General features: G+C 35.3%; 11 protein-coding genes and 3 tRNA genes. 5 read left to right on the top strand and 9 right to left on the bottom strand.

Annotated features, from left to right (window positions below; translation table 11 throughout):
• Positions 1-59: 59 nt before the first annotated feature.
• From M0P98_02015 to M0P98_02025, 3 genes are read right to left on the bottom strand one after another with little or no spacing between them, the layout of a single operon-like run.
• Entirely contained in the window at positions 60-2,339 is a 2,280-nt protein-coding gene (locus M0P98_02015) for a hypothetical protein (protein ID MCK9265652.1), read from the bottom strand.
• Positions 2,339-3,112, bottom strand: coding sequence for a hypothetical protein (locus tag M0P98_02020; GenBank protein ID MCK9265653.1), 774 nt, complete (start codon positions 3,110-3,112; stop codon positions 2,339-2,341). Before M0P98_02020 ends, M0P98_02015 begins: the two co-directional genes overlap by 1 nt.
• Positions 3,113-3,171: 59 nt before the next feature.
• Positions 3,172-3,555, bottom strand: coding sequence for an acyl-CoA thioesterase (locus M0P98_02025; GenBank protein MCK9265654.1), 384 nt, complete (start codon positions 3,553-3,555; stop codon positions 3,172-3,174).
• 220 nt (positions 3,556-3,775) lie between these two features.
• Here M0P98_02025 and M0P98_02030 point away from each other — a divergent pair.
• The 3 genes from M0P98_02030 to M0P98_02040 all read left to right on the top strand — a co-directional run bounded on the left by M0P98_02030 (position 3,776) and on the right by M0P98_02040 (position 5,328).
• Positions 3,776-3,851 (top strand) — tRNA-Pro (locus M0P98_02030).
• 61 nt (positions 3,852-3,912) lie between these two features.
• Positions 3,913-3,985 (top strand) — tRNA-Lys (locus tag M0P98_02035).
• 359 nt (positions 3,986-4,344) lie between these two features.
• Positions 4,345-5,328 (top strand): deoxyhypusine synthase family protein, encoded by a 984-nt coding sequence (locus M0P98_02040; GenBank protein ID MCK9265655.1) that lies wholly within the window; start codon positions 4,345-4,347, stop codon positions 5,326-5,328.
• 29 nt (positions 5,329-5,357) lie between these two features.
• Here the strand turns inward: M0P98_02040 and M0P98_02045 are convergent, their stop codons facing one another.
• From M0P98_02045 to M0P98_02070, 6 genes are all read right to left on the bottom strand, one after another.
• Positions 5,358-7,052 (bottom strand): hypothetical protein, encoded by a 1,695-nt coding sequence (locus tag M0P98_02045; protein MCK9265656.1) that lies wholly within the window; start codon positions 7,050-7,052, stop codon positions 5,358-5,360.
• A gap of 42 nt (positions 7,053-7,094) precedes the next feature.
• The gene (locus tag M0P98_02050; protein MCK9265657.1) at positions 7,095-8,372 is read right to left on the bottom strand and encodes a Gfo/Idh/MocA family oxidoreductase; all 1,278 of its coding nucleotides are present in this window, start codon (positions 8,370-8,372) and stop codon (positions 7,095-7,097) included.
• Between the two features lie 48 nt (positions 8,373-8,420).
• Entirely contained in the window at positions 8,421-8,723 is a 303-nt protein-coding gene (locus tag M0P98_02055) for a DUF4387 domain-containing protein (GenBank protein MCK9265658.1), read from the bottom strand.
• 3 nt (positions 8,724-8,726) lie between these two features.
• Positions 8,727-10,097, bottom strand: a complete 1,371-nt coding sequence (locus M0P98_02060) for a DUF1446 domain-containing protein (GenBank protein ID MCK9265659.1) — start codon at positions 10,095-10,097, stop codon at positions 8,727-8,729.
• Positions 10,098-10,141: 44 nt separating this feature from the next.
• Positions 10,142-14,299 carry a right-handed parallel beta-helix repeat-containing protein gene (locus M0P98_02065; GenBank protein ID MCK9265660.1) on the bottom strand — a complete coding sequence of 1,386 codons (4,158 nt, stop codon included), beginning with the start codon at positions 14,297-14,299 and terminating at the stop codon, positions 10,142-10,144.
• A 460-nt stretch (positions 14,300-14,759) separates the two neighbouring features.
• On the bottom strand, positions 14,760-17,369 hold the full coding sequence (locus M0P98_02070) for a hypothetical protein (GenBank protein ID MCK9265661.1): 2,610 nt from the start codon (positions 17,367-17,369) through the stop codon (positions 14,760-14,762).
• A gap of 213 nt (positions 17,370-17,582) precedes the next feature.
• Between M0P98_02070 and M0P98_02075 the strand changes: the two genes are divergently transcribed.
• Positions 17,583-17,654, top strand: a tRNA-Glu gene (locus M0P98_02075).
• Between the two features lie 51 nt (positions 17,655-17,705).
• The gene (locus tag M0P98_02080) at positions 17,706-18,743 is read left to right on the top strand and encodes a zinc-binding alcohol dehydrogenase (protein ID MCK9265662.1); all 1,038 of its coding nucleotides are present in this window, start codon (positions 17,706-17,708) and stop codon (positions 18,741-18,743) included.
• The last annotated feature ends 54 nt before the right edge of the window (positions 18,744-18,797 follow it).

Raw genomic sequence — 18,797 nt, forward strand, 5'->3', positions numbered from 1 at the left:
CCCCAAGGGTAGAGGGCAAAAATGGGGAGTGAGTAGACACCTCTTACTTTTTTATCACTTTATTTGTACCAATAAGGAGTCTTTTTAGCCCAACTGCTATTAGGATATCTTTTATGTAACAATTGGAACGCTTCACGGGAATAATCCCCAGTTTTTAAATTCTTCGACCTTGGGTATCTTGTTGACCTAACCGCAAGGTGTAAAGATTCAGGAACCCTTTTGTTATTGGGATTTTTTTTAGCATACTCTATTACCGCATTAGATAGGTAGTTTGGCGCTATTAGAGATAAGATTAGTTTATTCTCTTCTTTTGCCTTTTTTATATCTGTTTCAGATAAAAAATCGAGCATATATTTAATTTTAGGGAACCCGTACTTGGATTCATTCAACTTACGGAAACCTCCACCTACTCCCAAAATAGGTTTTCCCCACCAATGCCTACGAAAATTATCCATTTCATTCATCTTAATTTTTTCAATTATTATCTCGTCTGTGTAAGAATCCAGATGTGTGTTTATTCTAAGGTATTTTAAAATAAAAAATACTGCCTCAAACTTCTTCTCTTCCAAATTCCTACTTTTTAAAAACCTGTTTAAATCCTTTTTTAATCTTATATCTGTTTCAGATAGTTTTAGAGCAACCTTTTCAGTTGCGGAAATATCATCAAGGAGTACACTTCTTAAAAAAGTAGCAAAACGTATCTGTTCTCTTATATTTGGAGTAAAAAGGTTGTCGTTTAATGAGACCTCTACCCATCTATTTAAAGGTAAATATATATTAAAGAAATCTTTTACTTTATTATCAAGCACAACTTCTTGTCCAGGGGCAATTGAGTAGCATGATTCCTCATAATAAACAAGGTGTGTTTTTCTTAAAGAATGATTTAAAGCGTCTTCCATATTTGAAGATACCTGAGCTCTCAAGTCCATAAAAGAATCCCATAAAGCCCAATCTTTTTTATCGTTTAAACCTTTTAATAAACTTTCAAGTTCATTTTTAATTTCTTCTCTATTCTTTTCATATTTTACCTTATATAAAAGAAGGTAATACATTACACTAAAATATGCTGGAGAATCTTCTTTAATACGATAGGCAGACTGAATAATTTCTGTTTTGCTGGTATCGTAAGGACGTAGGTGTTTCAAAGCAACAATAAGCCAAGGTAAAGATTTTTCTCTAAGATAAACAGACGCTGAGTGTCCTGTCTTTTCTTCATACTCAGTTTGAAAAGATAACAACCATCTGGAAAAATCTCCCCCTCTTCTCATTATAAAATTGGTATCATTTTTTTTAAAACGGTTATACAGTTGTGTAAAGTCATATATATTTAACCTTAAATTTTCTGAATAAGAGAGTGCAGAAAGTAGTTCTTTTTCAGTATCAAGCATTCTTTCATAGGGTGCAATTCTAAAATTTACATACCCAATAAGGTTTTTTGCTGAAGGATGCACAGATTTAAGTGTTTTATCTCTCAAAATATTTTCAAACTGCCGATTTGCTTTCTTCATCCACTTTTGTTTAACTTTATTTGATTTATTGATAGATGTTCTCCTATCTTTAATATTTTTCAATACCAAATCTCCTTCAAAATGAGCTCGCCTCAAAAGAGTTCTACCAACGGCGAGGGCAGAATAATCTCTCCAGGGATGTTGTTGATTTTTAGAAATTTCTCTAAAACGTTTTTCTGCCTCCTCATATTTTCCAGAGTAAAAGCATGCCGCTGCTCTCTGATACTCTCTATCTTGTTTTAAGAGAGGGTTTTTAATGTTCATATCTAAGGTTTTTTCAAATGGTTCTAAACGACCATCTCCAAAAACAGCGTCCTGACCATCAAGCCATATTTCTATTTCTTCTTTACTATAGATTTTTATACGTTGATTTAATGTTTTTGTGGCTGTATAAAAAGCGTCATCACCAATATTATAAAAATAATCAAAAAATGCACCTTGATGCCATTTGTCTATACGAACATCTTTTGTTGTGATTTTTTTCCTTGCTTCACGCCATTCCGCTTCAGGTGAAAGAGGTTCAGAGTTAGATAAAGGCTTTTCATTTGACCAGAAACTATAAACCTCAGGTTTTGGTATCTCTATATTACCAGTAGTTAGACCTTTGTATGCTTGGTATAAAGAAGAGATTTGCCAATTTGGAGATAAAATACCTGGTGAGGTGCCTGAAAAATCAGATTTATAATAGTGTGGTTTATGCACTTCAAATATTCCCTCAGTGTTACTAACAAACGTAGGGAAGTAAGGACCGCACGCTTGCAAAGTTAAGGAAGTGTGTAGAAAAAGTAAAAAAAAGATTGTTCTCTTGATAAGAAAACTATTTCTTCTCATTATTTATCTCCGTTTATATGGTTTTCAACTTTTGAAATAATTTCTTTAAAATTTTCTTCTGTCCAGGGTTTTGAGTTAAAAATACAAAATTTTCTATTTCTAAGATATTTAGCAGGCGGCAAAGGTTCATCTGTGGATATACCAACAAATTCTTTAGTAACCTTTGAACCCATAAAAGATTCTCCCACCAACATATTTCTAATAGAAAAATCGTCAACTCCCATCCTAAAAAACATTGGAGTGGCATATTTTACTGGTAAACTGTCAAGCCAACTGCCCTCATAACTCCAAGAGGCAAGTGCTGTCATTGTTAAAATTTTATAATAAGGAAGATTTTTCTTTAAAGAAGTAAGAAGTTGTTTATAAAAAACCTGTTCTGAAACTTTAGCATCAAAATCTATCTGACAACCAGAGATTCTTTTATTGTTACATACATTAAGAATGTTTTTTACCGTCTCTTCAAGTTGGTTAGAAGTAGGTATAAAACTTTGCCTGTTTTCTATTCTAAAAACAGCAATAAGATAAACATCATCTGGAACAATAAGAGGGTTTCTTCTGGGAGTGAAAGAGGTTATCCCGTTTTTATATAATGTAATACCAGCATAAAAGTTTATCTCAACGTCAGACCCTTCTAAAAAAAGGAGGTTTTCTGTTCTCTCCCAAGCCCAGATAGCAGTTTTAAAAGTTTCATTTTTTAGGGTAGAAGAATAAAGAAGGTTTGGTTTAAAGAACAATAGCCCGGCAAAAAGAATTAAAAAATATTTTTTAATCATTAACCCCTTTAAAATCTTACTTAACAATTTATCATTATACGAAAACAAATAAATTTAACCTAACGGAGGTTTTCTTTAACGGATAGTGGAAGCCGTTTGGGTTTAAAATCTTTACCGACACAGGCAAGGACAACATCTGCTTCAACAAGAAGTGTTTCCCCTTTAAAGACTTTTTGTTTGAAATGGATAGTGGAAGCGGTAAAATTTTCTACCTCTGCTGATATGTCTATCTCGTCAAGGTATCTTGCTGGTCTTTTATATTTTATCTCCACAGAGATAATCACAAACTGTGTACCTTCTTCTGAGTGTAATCCAACATCTATGTTTTTAGAATAAAAAAACTCGGTTCTTGCGTCTTCAAGAAACTCAAGATACCTTCCATAATAAACCACTCCAACTGTGTCTGTGTGGTGATAGTAGACCTTTTTTTTGAGTAGAAACATTTTATTTAATGAACCTTTTTGTTGACCTGCTAATAACCTTCTTCATTATTTTTTAAAATTTTACTTTCTCGTAGTCTTAATGTCAAATAATGTTTAAATAAAAAAGAGATTTATAATGTTAGACAAAATAATTATTCTCTTTTGTTGACGAAAATAAATATTAAGTGTAGAATATTATTTTGTTAATCTTGCTCCATTTAAATTAAGTATATATATTATACGGGGCGTGGCGCAGTCCGGTTTAGCGCGCATGGTTTGGGACCATGAAGTCCTCGGTTCAAATCCGAGCGCCCCGATTTTTTTTGTTAAGGTTGACATTTTTTTAAAAACCATTATAATTTATAGCATACATATTTTGGGCCGCTAGCTCATCCGGTAGAGCACCGCCCTTTTAAGGCGGGCGCGACAGGTTCGAGTCCTGTGCGGCCTACTCCCCTTTAGTTCACCTCAAAACAATGCTTTTATAAAAACTAATAATTTGACAAAAAATCTTAATAGAATTATTATAATTTAATGAGAATAATAAACAAGAATTACCAAAATTTTTCTGCAAACCTAAAGTCAAGAATCAGAAACCAGTTATCAAGTCGCTTGGATAAACCGCCCTCTTTGTACTACATTGGCTAAAGTGTTAAGTTACCCAAAATAATCTTTACTTAAGCACTTTTGTTGTTATAAAAACCACGCAAAAACACCTTGCTTCTCTACCTAAATGTAAATTGAGTTATAAGTTTTACAAAAATACAATAACGAATTTGACAGAAGCAGGTAATACACAGGAGGTGAAATATGAAAAAAAACTTTATACCTATAAAAGAGTTTATCAAAAACAATTTTAAACATTTTAACTCGGCTGTTCTTGCTGATGCTTCAGAGGCGTATGTGGAACATTTAAATAATGATGGAAAGATGATGATAACCTTAGCTGGAGCTATGAGTACTGCTGAATTAGGTATTACATTGTCTGAGATGATTAGGAAGGATAAGGTGCACTCAATAACCTGTACAGGCGCCAATCTTGAAGAAGATATCTTTAATCTTATTGCTCATAATCATTACGAAAGGATACCTCATTATAGAAATTTAACACCACAAGATGAAGTTGAACTTTTAAATAGAAAACTTAGCAGGGTAACTGATACTTGTATACCAGAAGACGAAGCTATGAGATGTATTGAACAGCATATCTTAAAATTCTTTTTAAAAGCAGAGAAAGAGAATAAAAGGTACTTCCCTTATGAATTTATTTATCAAATCATTGAAAGCGGTGTGTTAAAAAATGACTACCAGATTGATCCAAAAAACTCTTGGGTTATTGCTGCGTGTGAAAAAAACTTACCTATATTTGTTCCAGGTTGGGAAGATTCCACTTTAGGTAATACCTTTGTGGCTTTTGTAACAAAGGGCGCTATTAAAAACATATCTACTGTAAAATCTGGTCTTGAAACTATGACTTTTTTAATAGATTGGTACAAAAAAGTTTCAGCAAATCATAAAATGGGGTTTTATCAGATTGGGGGCGGGATATCTGGAGATTTTCCTATATGTGTGGTCCCTTTAATAAGGCTTGACCTTGAAGATACTTCATGTAGACTATGGGACTATTTTTGTCAAATTTCAGACAGCACAACCTCTTATGGGTCTTATAGTGGTGCCATCCCTAATGAGAAGATAACCTGGGAAAAAATCAGTATTGATACCCCCAGTTTTGTAATAGAAAGCGATGCAACTATTGTAGCGCCTCTTATGTTTGCCTACATACTTGCAGAATAAGGTTTGAGTTGTTCCATTATATCTTTTTATCAAGATGATTTTATGTTTAATTCTAAAGAACCTTCAAACTCTGGTATATCAACAGATTTTTCTACTATATCTTCGCCGTTTTGAGTAAAAAGATATACTTTTTGTTCCATACAACTTTTCCCTTTTAAGGTAATTGTAAGTTCTCTATTAGATTCATTGTAAGACGCTTGGCTAATATTAGAAAAAAGACGGTTTTCTGCATATCTTGAGATATGATCATAACTTGCCATAATGTGTGGAATGCTTCTCAATTTATCTGAGATACCTTTTATTATTAGTTCCCAATCCTGTGGATTTACTTGGGCTATTCTCTGTTCATGGGTAGCTATACAACCAAAAAAACCTCTATCTATACCCTGCTTAATTCTGTTGAATGCTTTATCTATAGATTTTTCTACGTTGGTGTAAGGACTTTCTTTGTGAAGAGTTGTGCATCCATACAACATATCTGTATGAGGAACTAAATAGTTCTTACCTTTGGACGTAGAGAGCACATTAAAAAAATGGTTATCTTCTGGAATATAGCCAAAACAGTAATCCCTATTAGCATACGGAGATAACTTCCAAGAACGTGCGTCAGGGTCAAAATATGATTTACCCACTCTAATACTTGTCATTAAGTATTTGTGTCCTCTTTCCTTTAGAAAAGGTAAGGAGTTTATCCCTATCTCTGCATAATGAACATTTACTGTTTGAGAGTAGTTTATCCCCCATTTTTTAAATTTTGTGTCAACTCTTTCAAAATTTCTTTTCAACTCTTCATTTGTAAATTCTTCACCATTATGCTTTAAATATATCGGGCATAAATCTTCGTTATCCATATAAGCAAAATCAACAAAACCATGAGGTGAAAACTCCACAAGCCCTAACTCTTCTTTCTCTTTAAATCTTTTGGCATCTTCATCTAAAATGTCGTCAATAAAAAGACCAGCGTTTGGTATAAACCCGTAATCATTTAATATATCGAGCCATTTTAAGCCAGAAAGGGTTTCTTTATATTTCAAAACACGGCTCCCGCCAAAAGATATATCGTCTATTCTTCCTGTAACAAATGGAGGCATTATTTTCATTATATAAGGTTTTTTTGCTACCCAAACAATCGAGTCTCTAAAAACTCTATCGAGAGGACCTGCAAATCCAATATACTCATTCTGCCAAATAAGAGAAGATATAGAAAATAGTATAACCCTACCTGCACCAAAAAACCTGAATGAAGCAGATGGGATACCTTCTTCATTAGTTAAAAAAACTGACCAGTCTTCTTTTGCTACATTCGGCAAAGAAGGGACAGGGGTTTCAAGTATAACTTCTTCTTCAACGATACTACTAAATGTACTCCCTTCTTTTAACTTTAGAGAAGTTATTTTTGTATCTTTCCCAGGAATAATGTTTAGACTCTTTAAAACAGTTGTGGGATATAAGGATAGGTTTCCGTCTAAAGACAAAAGCCCCATACCCTCTGATACAGAATTCAGAATCGCTTGCCACTCTGTACTATCTATGTTTTTACCAATATTCTCTTGGGCAAAAATTAACAGATGAGCGTCTTTGAGAATTTCAGAAGAAACGCTTGTCTGACTTAGGTCAACTATTTCAAAAAATATACCAAAATGTTTAAGTGCCCTTAAAACTGAATTTTTAAAACCTTCATACTCAAAAACTTGAGAAGAATCTACTATTACATAAGTCTTCATAATACCTCCAAAGTATTGTTAAGTTATAAAACTATTTTTAATTTATTCTTTACCATATTTTGCCTGCTCTTTTTCCCTATATCCCTCTGCAGCCCATATCTTCTTTGCAAAAACAACACCTTCTTTTGAGGGCTTAATATCTCCTAAAATGCTTGGAAGCGGATAACCCTCTTTATATCTTGTAGGGTCGGGGTTCCAGTCGTCCTTTGCATATTTTGCTCTTTCGCTTTTCTTTCTTAAATCAGGAACCTCCAGAGTATTTGAATCGTTCAACGCCGACCGGTATGCCAGAATGCCTGTTATAGACATTGCCACTCCCTTGTAAACATCCAGATACGGCTGTTCACCGGTCTTTATTGCTTGCGCAAAAAAGTAGTTGGTAAAGAAATCGCCACCTGCATGCCCGTACTTACCAGCGTCTCTTGCGTAAGATGGAAATTCGGGTTTATATATTTTCTCAATAGGTTCATCAGGATTCTTGTCAAAAGGTTCCTTTCTTACTCTAAGCATATTACTGTCTCCAACACGCAAGTTTTCCATTAGCCCTCTGTTACAGTGGATACGTACCCAGTTACCGTGCCCCCTAAGCCCACCGTGTACTGCTTTGACAATTGCTCCGTTATCCATCCTTGTAATTATGGAACAAGCCATATCTCCTACCCTAACTGTTTTCTTACGGTTCTTATCATAAAAATCATACGGTACCACAAAACCATTAACCTTTACTGGCAAAGTATCGGTAATAAACATTACAGGACCTAATGAATGCGTGCAATAGTAAGTTGCAGGATGCCAGTTTCTCCAATGGTTCATCCCCGGAGAAATGGAGTTGGCCGAAGATGCTTTCATAGGGTGTACATATTCGCCTTCACCATAAAGAAATTTCCCCATATCTCCTTTCTGGTAAAGTCTACGCATTTCTTGATTGAAAACCATATAAGGATAGTTTTCAGCAAAACTATATATTTTCCCGCTCTTCTCTACTGCTTCAATGAGAGCCACTCCTTCCGCCAACGTAAAACATGCCGATGTTTCACTCATAACATGTTTATCTGCTTTAAGAGCTTTTATAGCAAAAGGAGCGTGCTGGTGAAAATAGTTCGCCAACACCACAGCATCCATATCGTGTTCAAGAAATTTATCATAGTCTGTATAGGTTGAAACATTTAGTTCTTTACCCAAACTATTCAATCTTTCTTCCCATATATCACATAAAGCAACAAGTTCCATACCAAGGGGTTCAACCGCTCCTCTCGCAAACCCAGCTCCTCTTCCTACACCAACAACCCCTACTCTTATCATTTTTTCTTTTTTTGCCATTTATCCTCCTGTAAAGAAAAATTTATATATTTAACATAAGAATATCTTTTAAAGAATATTCTCAAGCAGACCTGCTTGCTGTGCTCCGTAAACATCTCTATCGCCTGGAGCACCTGAACTAATTTGCCTTGGAAATACCACCTTAACAGCTAGTGCAGCTGAAAAATAGTATATTTTCACGCTATCTTTTTTCAGGCCATAAGATTTAGCAATAACAGATTGGTCTATTTGTTTTGTGTTAAGAGCCCTTTCAAAGTCATCTTCTGTGTTAAAGATTATATCTATAGTAATAAAGAATGGTCCTGCGTTTTTACTCCGAAAAACATCCGCTCTTTCATACAGTTTTTTCATATATCATATCTCCTTAAATTCAACGGGAAACAAGTAACCTGCATCCTTAACTTCCATAAGATGATAAACACTAAACTCATATACAGGACCTCCTGAAAAATCTGATGGAGAAAAAGGGAAAGCAACATTACCGGCAGTAGATTTCCTTCCCTCAAACCCATAATGTAATATCAGAGAGCGAGCAAGAGCACACACAGTGTCGGCTTTATCTTGAGTCTGAGCTATTCCTTCTATAACGATACCTACTTCATAGGGCGTCTTATCAATTTCTGGTTCAAGTTCACCCAGCACTCCATCTCTACCATAAAATAGAAAATTTAAGAGATAACCTTCTTTAATAATATCAGATGGCAACATCTCCTTGATTTTTTCAGAAACATCTTTTTCCATATTAGGAATGTTCTTAATTACATCTTGGCTCCTTATCCCTCCTACAGCAATTGTATGATAACCCCGTTTAACAACTCCTTCAAGTTTTATCGTCTGGTTTCCTTGTGCTGGTTTGAAAAAACTACCCGTTACTCTAACACAACAGTTACTCTTCTGCACAAATTTGCATCCAGAAAGATCAACATATCCTTCTGGCTCATAAAACCCAAATGGGCTTAACTGTTCATAAAGACTATGGGCAGCGACCGAAATTTTTGTACATTTTCTTAAAGGATTTGTAGGTTCAACCTCAAAATAGTCTTTTCCGATTATTCCGAACATACAATCGCTGGCTGAAGCAGGAACACTTGCAAGAGCGCCACACTCAAGTATTTTTGCAAGGTGGTATGATAGACCTACATCAAACCCCTCCATTATAGGGTAAGATGCAAAAATTGCCGTATCGCAGGCACGACCCGCAAGTATTATATCAGGTTTGGCTTTTAGTGCATCAATAAATGGAGCAACACCCATCTGCCCCACAATCCTTACAGATTCATCAACAATTTTCGGAGTAAGATCAGGAACCGTTTCTCCAAGAGGTTTGACTCTATTTTTTTTTAACGCCTGTTTTACTATTTTTTTATTTATATCTGCCGGTATTAAAGCAATTTTTAATGATAAAGACTCTTCTTCTGATATTTCTTTTATTATTTTTTCAGTAAAATTAAGATGAACTTTGCTCCCAGAAGTTCCTGCACTACCAATAATCAGAGGTATTTTTGCCGTAACAGCGGCTTCTATTGCCAATTGAAGATCTCGCTTGATTTGAAGTTTTTTGGTAAGAGATTTTCCGCTACCAAGGTAGAATGGTCCAGGATCGGAAGAACCTGCATCAACACCAATAAAATGAGGGTTTTTTTTCATACCTTCTTTTAAACTTTCAGCCGGATATCCGTACCCAAGAAGCCCAGTCAAAGATAAAATCCTTACTTCTTTATTCATTTCTTGTTGTCTCCGTAAAAATTAGTTGAACAAAATTTATGCATCTATTTTAAAAATTTAATAAATCCTGCGTTTTCAATCCGCCAAATAGCGTCACCTGTTGGTATCCATGCAGACCAGCCGCCTCTTTTAGAAATACCTATATTGAAAGATAGTTTATCAACTTCATTAGAGTTTATACCGATTTTTTTGAGAGGTATCTTCATCTCTGCTTGCCAACTCAAATTTTCTTCATCAATAATATGTGATTTATATTCTATCGATTGTTCAATATCTTTTACAACATTAAACGGCATATTAAACATATTTACCAACCCATAATTACCTTCAAAATCTCCTTTAAAAATGTATATAGGACCTGTTGGCATATCTTCAAGCCACCAACCTCTATTATGAAACCCAAACTGACTTTCTATTGATACCTCCAATATTGGAATATGTTTCTTTAGACGTTCTGGCATATTTTCCAACCATGGGTCAACCTCATTCTGCACACCTATATACAGGTAATCTGTGTCATAATTTAACCAGACGTACGAATTTGGACCTTTCTCTTCGCCACTTTTAAAATGTTTGTTTATCGATATTCCATTATTTTTATCTAAATCTCCCCATTCTTCTTTTTTCAATTCTCCATCTATGTTTATAGAAGATGCTCGGAGCGGAACATTGAAAGTGAGAGTTGGGCTGATTCTTTTCAAAACCTGCATAGATTCACTTATACCAGAAATGGCTTTAAAATCGGTATAAAAATATCTACCAATATCTTCTTTTGTTCTGCTGACAGGCCAACTTGCCCTTAAAACATCTTTGTATACTCCTATATTGTTCATACATACAGGGTCACATCCTGTTAAACCATAAATAGGCGAACCTAATCTGAGTTGAAAATCCATCTCTTCAACATTCAAAAAGATAGGGTCTTGTCCATCCCAGTTGTTCTCAAACAATGTTGTACCTCTGGTATCTCGTCCAAAGGTAACAAAACGTCCTTGGGTATTGATATTTCTTTCAATTATACTGCCTTTTATTTTTCCCCATCCTGATGGTTGGTTCTTCATCAGTTCAAAGATTGGAGGGTATCTATAACTCCAAGGTGGTTGTTTAGTCCTAAATTTCTTATGCTGGGCTGATAATCTGTTCATTGAATTTATATTTGGTCCTGCATCTATATCTTGACCTACACAAAAAATATTTGACCTGTCGCCCTGAGATATACTTGTACCTTCTCCCTCAATAAAGATGTTATTGGTAAGATAATTGCCGGGAAAAGTACTGGATATCCCATTAGGGAATTTATAGAAAATATTTTTATCTACTACAAGTCCAGAGTTCATTGCGTCAATATGTATAGCATTTATACCGTGTGAAAAATTTGGCGAGGAATGGTTGCTTATATGGTGAAAGAAATTATTCTTGATAATAGTGCCACGGTTCATAAGAGCTGTTGATTCGCCATAAATATACATTGCACCAAGTTCTTGACCTTCAGAAAGCACGTCGTGTATCTCGTTGTATTCAATTATATGGTCGTTTTCATTAAAATATATTGCCTGCATAGGGGTATCATTTATTAAGTTATGGGAAACTATTTGCCCAATACCTTCTATCCAGACAGCCATTCTGTACCCACCGCAAAATCTGTTGTAATGGTGTATATGATTATTTTCAACAGTATGTTGTGCAGGTATAAGTTTTGTTCTGTCGCCACCGTTAAGAGCCACACCGCCTTCGCCCATATCGTACATATCACAACCAACAACTTTATGTGCCCAACCGCTCTCTATCCTAATAGCAAACTGGCCAGTATTTCTTATAGTGCAACCTGCTATAAGGTTGTTGGTTCCTTTCTTTATTTCTATTCCGTTTCGCCAGGTCCCTTCAAATAGAAGCCCAGACAAAACAATGTTAGACGTACTGTTAAAAGATACAATAGGTTTATCTAAAGTTGTAACTATTATCTCATTTTTTGAGATATCACTGGGTGGATAAAAATATAGTTTTCCTGTATCTCTATCAAGATAAAACTCTCCAGGAGAATCGAGTTCACTTAAAATATTATAAACAAAATACGGATGTTTTTTAGCTACAGGCGCTACTGCTAACCAAGAGCAAGCATCAGGCAAAATATCAGGTAGAAGGTTTATTACTTTTTTTTCTGTATCTATTGAACCTATCTTAACATGTATAAGAGAATAAGGTTGGTTTATACCAAGGTATCCTTTCACCCACATATCTTTTTCTTCTTTCCATCTTTCAGGTCTATCTCCAGAGTATATAAATTTTCCCCGCTGATACTCTGTCTTTCGATAAATTCCTTCAACTTCAGTCAACCCAGCAACCCTTTCCCAACCTTCGTTAGGCCATCGAGCCAGTTTCATTATTTTCCCGTCACATATAAGTTCAAGAGCACCAGGACGCGGTTTTCTTATATGCCTCCCTCGAGGCAACAATTGACCATATTCTGTTATTCCTGCTTCTTTTAGGTCTGCAACCCAAACTTTTCCTCTTGCTTCCTCTGGGAGCCTTTCAAGAATTTTTACCTCATCAACCAACTTAAAATTTCTAACCTGTTTACCTCCAATAATCCGTACCTCTTCTCCTTGATAGTTGCGATAAACAACAGGTGCATCTTGCTCTCCTGAGTCTTGTTTTCCAAAAACAATGGTATCTGTTAAAAAATATTTTCCTCCCCTAAAATATACGTTTATACCACCTGCAGGCATCCCCTTCTCTTTGATTTTTTTTACCTCTTCTTGTGCCCGTCTTATTGTTGCAAAAGGTTTTTCTTTCGTCCCAGCATTTAAGTCGTTACCTTCCAAAGAAACGTATAAGGAATAGTTTGGGCAATTTACCCATTCTGCTCTTTTCTGCCTAATATTTTTTATTGTTGCTCCATCAGGTACCCCTTCTATCTCTTCAAGTCTTCTTCTTATATCAAAACGATAGCCATCATTGGGAAAAGAAGAAGATTCCTCTTCTCTTAAAAGTTCTTCATAAAGCGGTTTTGAAAAAGAATAATTTCCTTGAGATTTGTATATATCTGCTATAAAGAGTCGTGCATTAAAAATATGGTGTTTTGAAGCGTTTTTAGATTTGATTATATCAAGATATGCCTGCCGTGCTTTTTCGTAGTCTTTCTGTTCCGTATATACTTCTGCTTGTTTGAATAAACCATATATGCGATAATAAGGAGACAGATTCTTTAGTTCAAATATTTTTTTAAATGTGCTATGAGTATTCTTATAGTCTTTTTCTAACCTATAACTTTCAGATATATTAAATAGAGCCAATTCCAATCCATTATTTGGGAATCTTTTAAGTTTTTCGTATTCAGAGCGAACTTTATTATAATCTCTATTTTTAATAAAGGTATCGGCTTTTTCAAAAATTTCTTTTTGCGAAAACCCTTCTGGACCTTTACTAAGTTCTTCTACTTCTTTTCCTGTTAAAACTCTGTTGTACAAAATTATCTCATCTATATCTACTATAATTGAACCAACTCCAAGTTCAGAGAAACCTACCTTAAACTGGTTAGGATTACCTACCGCAATATATTCTTCTTCATACCCTGTTGAAGAAATAAGCATACCGTTAAGATAAAGATTTATTGTTTTTCCATCCCAAGTAAAAACAAGATGTTGCCATTGATTATCTGTTATAGCGGCGTTAATTCTTATATTGCAACCACCTTTTTTTCCTACACCTAAAATTACACCAGATACAGGATCGTAAGTGGTGTATATACGCCACCCTTGTGTATAACCTGAGACAGACATAATGTGCCCGTCTTTTCTTTTACTTGCAGGAACAATACTACCAGGTGCTATTCTACGGAACCATACCTCTGCTGTAAACTGTCTGTTTTCTATATTGTATGTTGGTCCTTGATAAAAACCTCTATCAAGCCGTACAGCATTTTTCTCAGACCATCTGCCTTCAACTACCTTAATATCGTCAAAAATTTCTTTTGTACTTCTATCAATATAAGGAACATACTTTAAATCTCCTCCGTTACCGCTTAAATCTTTTACTACACTTTCGCTACCAGAAACATTTTCGAAAGTATAATACCTTACAACGTTTTTATCTTGTTTTAGAGCGTCTCGTTTTTTCAACCATTCTTGATAACCAATACTTTCAGGTTTTGCTATATAAAGAATAGAAAAAATAAAAAAAAGAGTGTATCTTAAGATTCTCATATAACCTCCTTTTTAACAGTTTCGTTCTACTAAATTTGACTAAGCGATATCTTTTGTCTTTTCTTCGTTAAAAAAATATGTGTCTATGAACGCCCAAATTTGTTGTCCTGAACTTGTTTCAGGATCTCTCACTTAACCCACACAGTTTGTCATTGCTAAGGCATGTCTGCCTAAGCCAACCTACGCTAACCTACAAGCTTCGGCAGGTATACCTTGACGCAGGTTGAAACGCTTTATGTGACTGGGCAGTCTCTCTTTTATCTTATACACTATTGTTTATTCCCATTCCTTTTTCGCCTTCGGCGGGATTGCCACGCCAAAAAACGCCCTCCTACGCCAAGGCTTTGGTGGATAAAGCTCGCAAGACAAACTACAAAAGACGGAATGGGGGAAAACTAACAGCCCATCCCCATACGCTACACTTGACTAAGACGAAGGTCTGACCTTCGTATTCAGTTAATTAAAAGAAGAGTTTTACAGAACAACTCTTTTTGAAATTATCAATTTCAACCGTTTCGGTATCTGAACAATAAGAACCGCCTTTCACCTTTACTGGCTTTATACCTTTAGGATGTGGAACTCTTATCTTTACTTTGTTTAGTTTTTTATTGTTTTTACACTCAAAGTAAGCGGTTATACTATTATTCTCTTCAAGTTCTGAAATAGTTCCAAAAGATATTTTACCAAAATAACTTGTAGCGTTTTCAATCTTTATTTCTTTGCCGTTCTCAAGCCATTTTCTTGGGATTGCTGAAAAAAGATTAAGAGTATCGCCATCTTCAAGATAAAGCATCCAACGTGTTTGCATAAGAAACCAGGCTTCTTCATGAGTTTTATGTTGACCTGCCTCAAAATAGTGTTCCCAAAAAGTGTATGTTTCTCTATCTATGAGAGCCGTCAGTTGGTTATAATAGCATTTTAGAAAAGATTTAACTTCACCTCTTTTAATATGAGCAAAATCGTGTCTTGAATAGTAGGGTTGGCTTAAAGCTGCATTCTCAAGTGTAACCGGAAACTGGTTAACCTTTAAAAGAAAATTGGACCCAAGTTCATCAGGGGCTAAAACCTCGCTTATTATAAGCCATAGAGAACCAGTTGTTACTCCTCTAACAGCAAAAGCGCCGTGAGAGAACCAGTTCCCGCCGTCTGCAAAAAGAATAATATTGCCGTTATGTTCCACCCAGGGAGGCATAAAAGGCGCCCAAGAACCATCACCTACTGGGACTAATGGAGCGTTAGACATAGCAAAATAGAAACCGTTCCTAATATCTTCTTTATATTTCTCAACTTCTACTTTCAATTTATTAGAGTATTTTGGCTCAATATTTTGTGTCATTTCTACCACTCTTTTTAAACCAATATAACTGCCAGCATTAAGAAAAAATGAATGGTAATAATCGTTTGGATCGGCTACTTTTCCATCTAACATTCCGTAAAACCCTCTCTTTCGGTTATCTTCTGTCTTGTTTTTTTCTCTCCATTTTAGTATATATTCAACAGCTTTCTTTATATTTGGTAAAACTTTTTTTACCCACTTCTCATCTCCTGTGTATCTAAAATGCTCTCCGGCTGTCCATAAGAGAGGACCTGTTTCACTTTCGTATCTACCAAAGTTCTGTATGAAACCGTTCTCATACTGTCTTTCAAAGAAAAACTGGATAGATCTTTCTGCAAGTTTATGCCAACCTACAGAATCAAAATATTGTATAATAGGCGAACTCTCTGTTCCTATCGGACTATACCAACCTATATGGGGCGCAACCGGCTCGTTTGGCTCTTTTCCGAGAGCTACTATATCACAATGAAAAAGACCTGCTTTTATTATCTCGTTTATCTTTTTTTCTGGGACATCAAAGGATGCAGTATTATCAAGTTTCTCTTTCCAATAACTTCGAGCTCCATTGAGATGAGTATCAAAATCAATTTTCAACAGGTTATCACCTCTTTTTTCTGGTAAAGGTGAGTGAGGAATAAACATATCAAAAACCGTTTTATCTCCGGGCGGTACAAGAATTGCCACCTCTTGTTGAGGGATTGGTCTTTGGTTAAGAAGGGTTAATGAGAGTATTTTATCATTAATGTAAGTAAACCCGTTTGAACCATCAAACCTTATCCCTTCTAAATCTTTTCCAACAAGAAAATATGGACTTTTAAACCATGCATAACAAGGGGTTTTTCCCATATTAACTGCCTCAACCCTACAACATAAAACCACCTCTTCTTCTCTACCGTACATCTCTTTTTCAAGAAAATCCTTTATTTTTTCTTTACCATCTTCACCCAACATATTTCCACCTGAATTTGCGTAAGCAGCAAGCCAATCCGTACCCCTTACCTTATCTTTTTTTAGTACGCTTTTTTCAAGTGAAGCAAAAGCAGTAATATGGTACTCCATAAATTTCTCTTTCTGAACACCTCTAAGGATAGGCAAGAAACCTTCATCAAGTCTTCTTGTAACATCATACCGGCACGAGGATCCTTGTCCAGTCGCAAAAAGAAGGTCTCTCTGCCACAATGGGCTTTTATAAGCAAGATAAGAAGGCGTTATTTTTCCAAAAAAACCATATCTTTCCTGATAACCAAAACGGAATATTCTCATATCTCTCGATATACCCAACCAGGTTGGGGCATATTGTTCTCTATTTTTTGATGCACTATTTTCAAAGGTCTCTTCCTGCTGATTCTCAAAATCTGTAAAATCTGCTACTATCTGTTTTGCTTCAATATCTTTTATTACCTCTTGGTAAGAACGATTATCTTCTGCAGGCAACACTACCACTTGATATTCAGATATCCAGATAGGGTTTTCAGAACATAAAACGTCCCTGAGAAAAAAAGAGAAAGGGGTCTTACCACGAATATTAACTATTGTAGCAAATGCACCAAGAGAAACCATAGACTCTGATATTAAAATTTCAATAACTGCTGAACCTGGCTCAAAAGAAAAATTTTTATTATGAGTTTTGCCTTTCCCTGATACAACACGAACAGATTTTATCTTGCCATTAACTGCTTCAACCCTACCCTCACCAGATATATTATTCCATAATACCTTTATTTTTTTATTCATACATTCACTCCTTTTTTTGGTTGAACATATATAACAATTGCAAATAAATATAAACTACCCAGTTTTTTTACAAACTAATAAATAAACCACAATCAATTGAAATTATATCATTTTAACCTTTTTTATCAATAAGATTGACAAAACAAAGAATAGGTTGTATAATAGTTAATTGGTTCTTGTGTTAATGTAAATATACATTTTGTTTAAAGATACGCCCCCATCGACTATTGGTTAGGTCACCACTCTTTCAAGGTGGCAGGAGGGGTTCGAATCCCCTTGGGGGCGCTTTTTTAATGTCCTTAGTAGTTAGAAAGTTTAAACCTTTTGGAGAAACAAATGAAACGAAAGATTCTGACTATTGACGGAGCAGGAAGATTTGAAGTGGAACTGCAAGATGTACCCTCTTTAAATGAGTATGATGTTCTTGTGGAAGTCAAAGCATCAGGAATAAGCCCCGGTACCGAACTTGGCGGTATAAAACACTTAAGAGCTAACCCTTCTAATTCAACTAATAGCAGAGCTTTTGGATATCAGAATAGTGGAATAGTTGTAGAAATAGGTAAACAAGTAAAAAACCTTAAAGAAGGAATGAGGGTTGCCTGCATGGGTAGCGGTGCAAGACATGCAAGCATTGCTGTTGTTCCACAAAATCTATGTATTCCTATCCCTGAAAACGTTTCATTCCAAGAGGCTGCCTTCACAAACCTTGCAGGAACTGCTGTCCAAGCAATAAGAAGAGCTCAAACAGAATTTGGAGAAAACTTTTTTATTGCAGGCTTAGGTATCGTTGGAAATATGATAGGTCAACTGGCATCTTTATGTGGTTGCCATACTGTTGGTATTGATTTCTTTGAAAATCGAAGAGTTATATCCAAAAAAGTAGGGTTTGAACTTGTTTTAACTCCTGAGAATGATAGTTGGATTGAAGAGTGTCAAAACTTTTCTGCCCCGTACGGGATAGATGCAGTCTTTTTATGTTTTGGAGGAGACGCTACCCTATTTTTTCAAAAGATTCTTAAGATAATGAAAGTATCTCAGGATGGACATTTGATGGGTAGAATTGTTATACCGGGTGGATGCGAAATAAAAACAAGGTTTGCCTCCACATTAGGTAACCTTGATATAAGAAGTTCCGCAAGAACTGGCCCCGGATACCACGACGACTCTTATGAACAAGGTAACGATTATCCAAAAGTGTTTGTTCCGTGGACAACAAGACGTAATATTGAAGAGTTTTATAAAGCAGTATCAAAAAGGTCTTTAAATATCAACTCAATTATAAGTCACTCGTTTTCTTTAGATGAAGGAGCAGAGGCTTGTAACCTTCTGGTAGACTATCCAGAAAAAGCTTTGGGTGTAGTTCTACAACCTTAATTGTTTCTTGACCTTTTAAAAAGTGGCTATCTATTATTATATATCAAAAAAACA

Source organism: bacterium, from assembly GCA_023230585.1.
In the GTDB taxonomy this organism is placed as follows: Bacteria; Ratteibacteria; UBA8468; order B48-G9; family JAFGKM01; genus JALNXB01.

Bases quoted from the DNA above. Each gene is read 5' to 3' on its own strand.
- M0P98_02080 (MCK9265662.1), top strand. From the start codon at position 17,706: ATGAAACGAAAGATTCTGACTATTGACGGAGCAGGAAGATTTGAAGTG.
- M0P98_02025 (MCK9265654.1), bottom strand. From the start codon at position 3,555: ATGTTTCTACTCAAAAAAAAGGTCTACTATCACCACACAGACACAGTT.
- M0P98_02045 (MCK9265656.1), bottom strand. From the start codon at position 7,052: ATGAAGACTTATGTAATAGTAGATTCTTCTCAAGTTTTTGAGTATGAA.
- M0P98_02055 (MCK9265658.1), bottom strand. From the start codon at position 8,723: ATGAAAAAACTGTATGAAAGAGCGGATGTTTTTCGGAGTAAAAACGCA.
- M0P98_02050 (MCK9265657.1), bottom strand. From the start codon at position 8,372: ATGGCAAAAAAAGAAAAAATGATAAGAGTAGGGGTTGTTGGTGTAGGA.
- M0P98_02020 (MCK9265653.1), bottom strand. From the start codon at position 3,112: ATGATTAAAAAATATTTTTTAATTCTTTTTGCCGGGCTATTGTTCTTT.
- M0P98_02065 (MCK9265660.1), bottom strand. From the start codon at position 14,299: ATGAGAATCTTAAGATACACTCTTTTTTTTATTTTTTCTATTCTTTAT.
- M0P98_02060 (MCK9265659.1), bottom strand. From the start codon at position 10,097: ATGAATAAAGAAGTAAGGATTTTATCTTTGACTGGGCTTCTTGGGTAC.
- M0P98_02040 (MCK9265655.1), top strand. From the start codon at position 4,345: ATGAAAAAAAACTTTATACCTATAAAAGAGTTTATCAAAAACAATTTT.
- M0P98_02070 (MCK9265661.1), bottom strand. From the start codon at position 17,369: ATGAATAAAAAAATAAAGGTATTATGGAATAATATATCTGGTGAGGGT.
- M0P98_02015 (MCK9265652.1), bottom strand. From the start codon at position 2,339: ATGAGAAGAAATAGTTTTCTTATCAAGAGAACAATCTTTTTTTTACTT.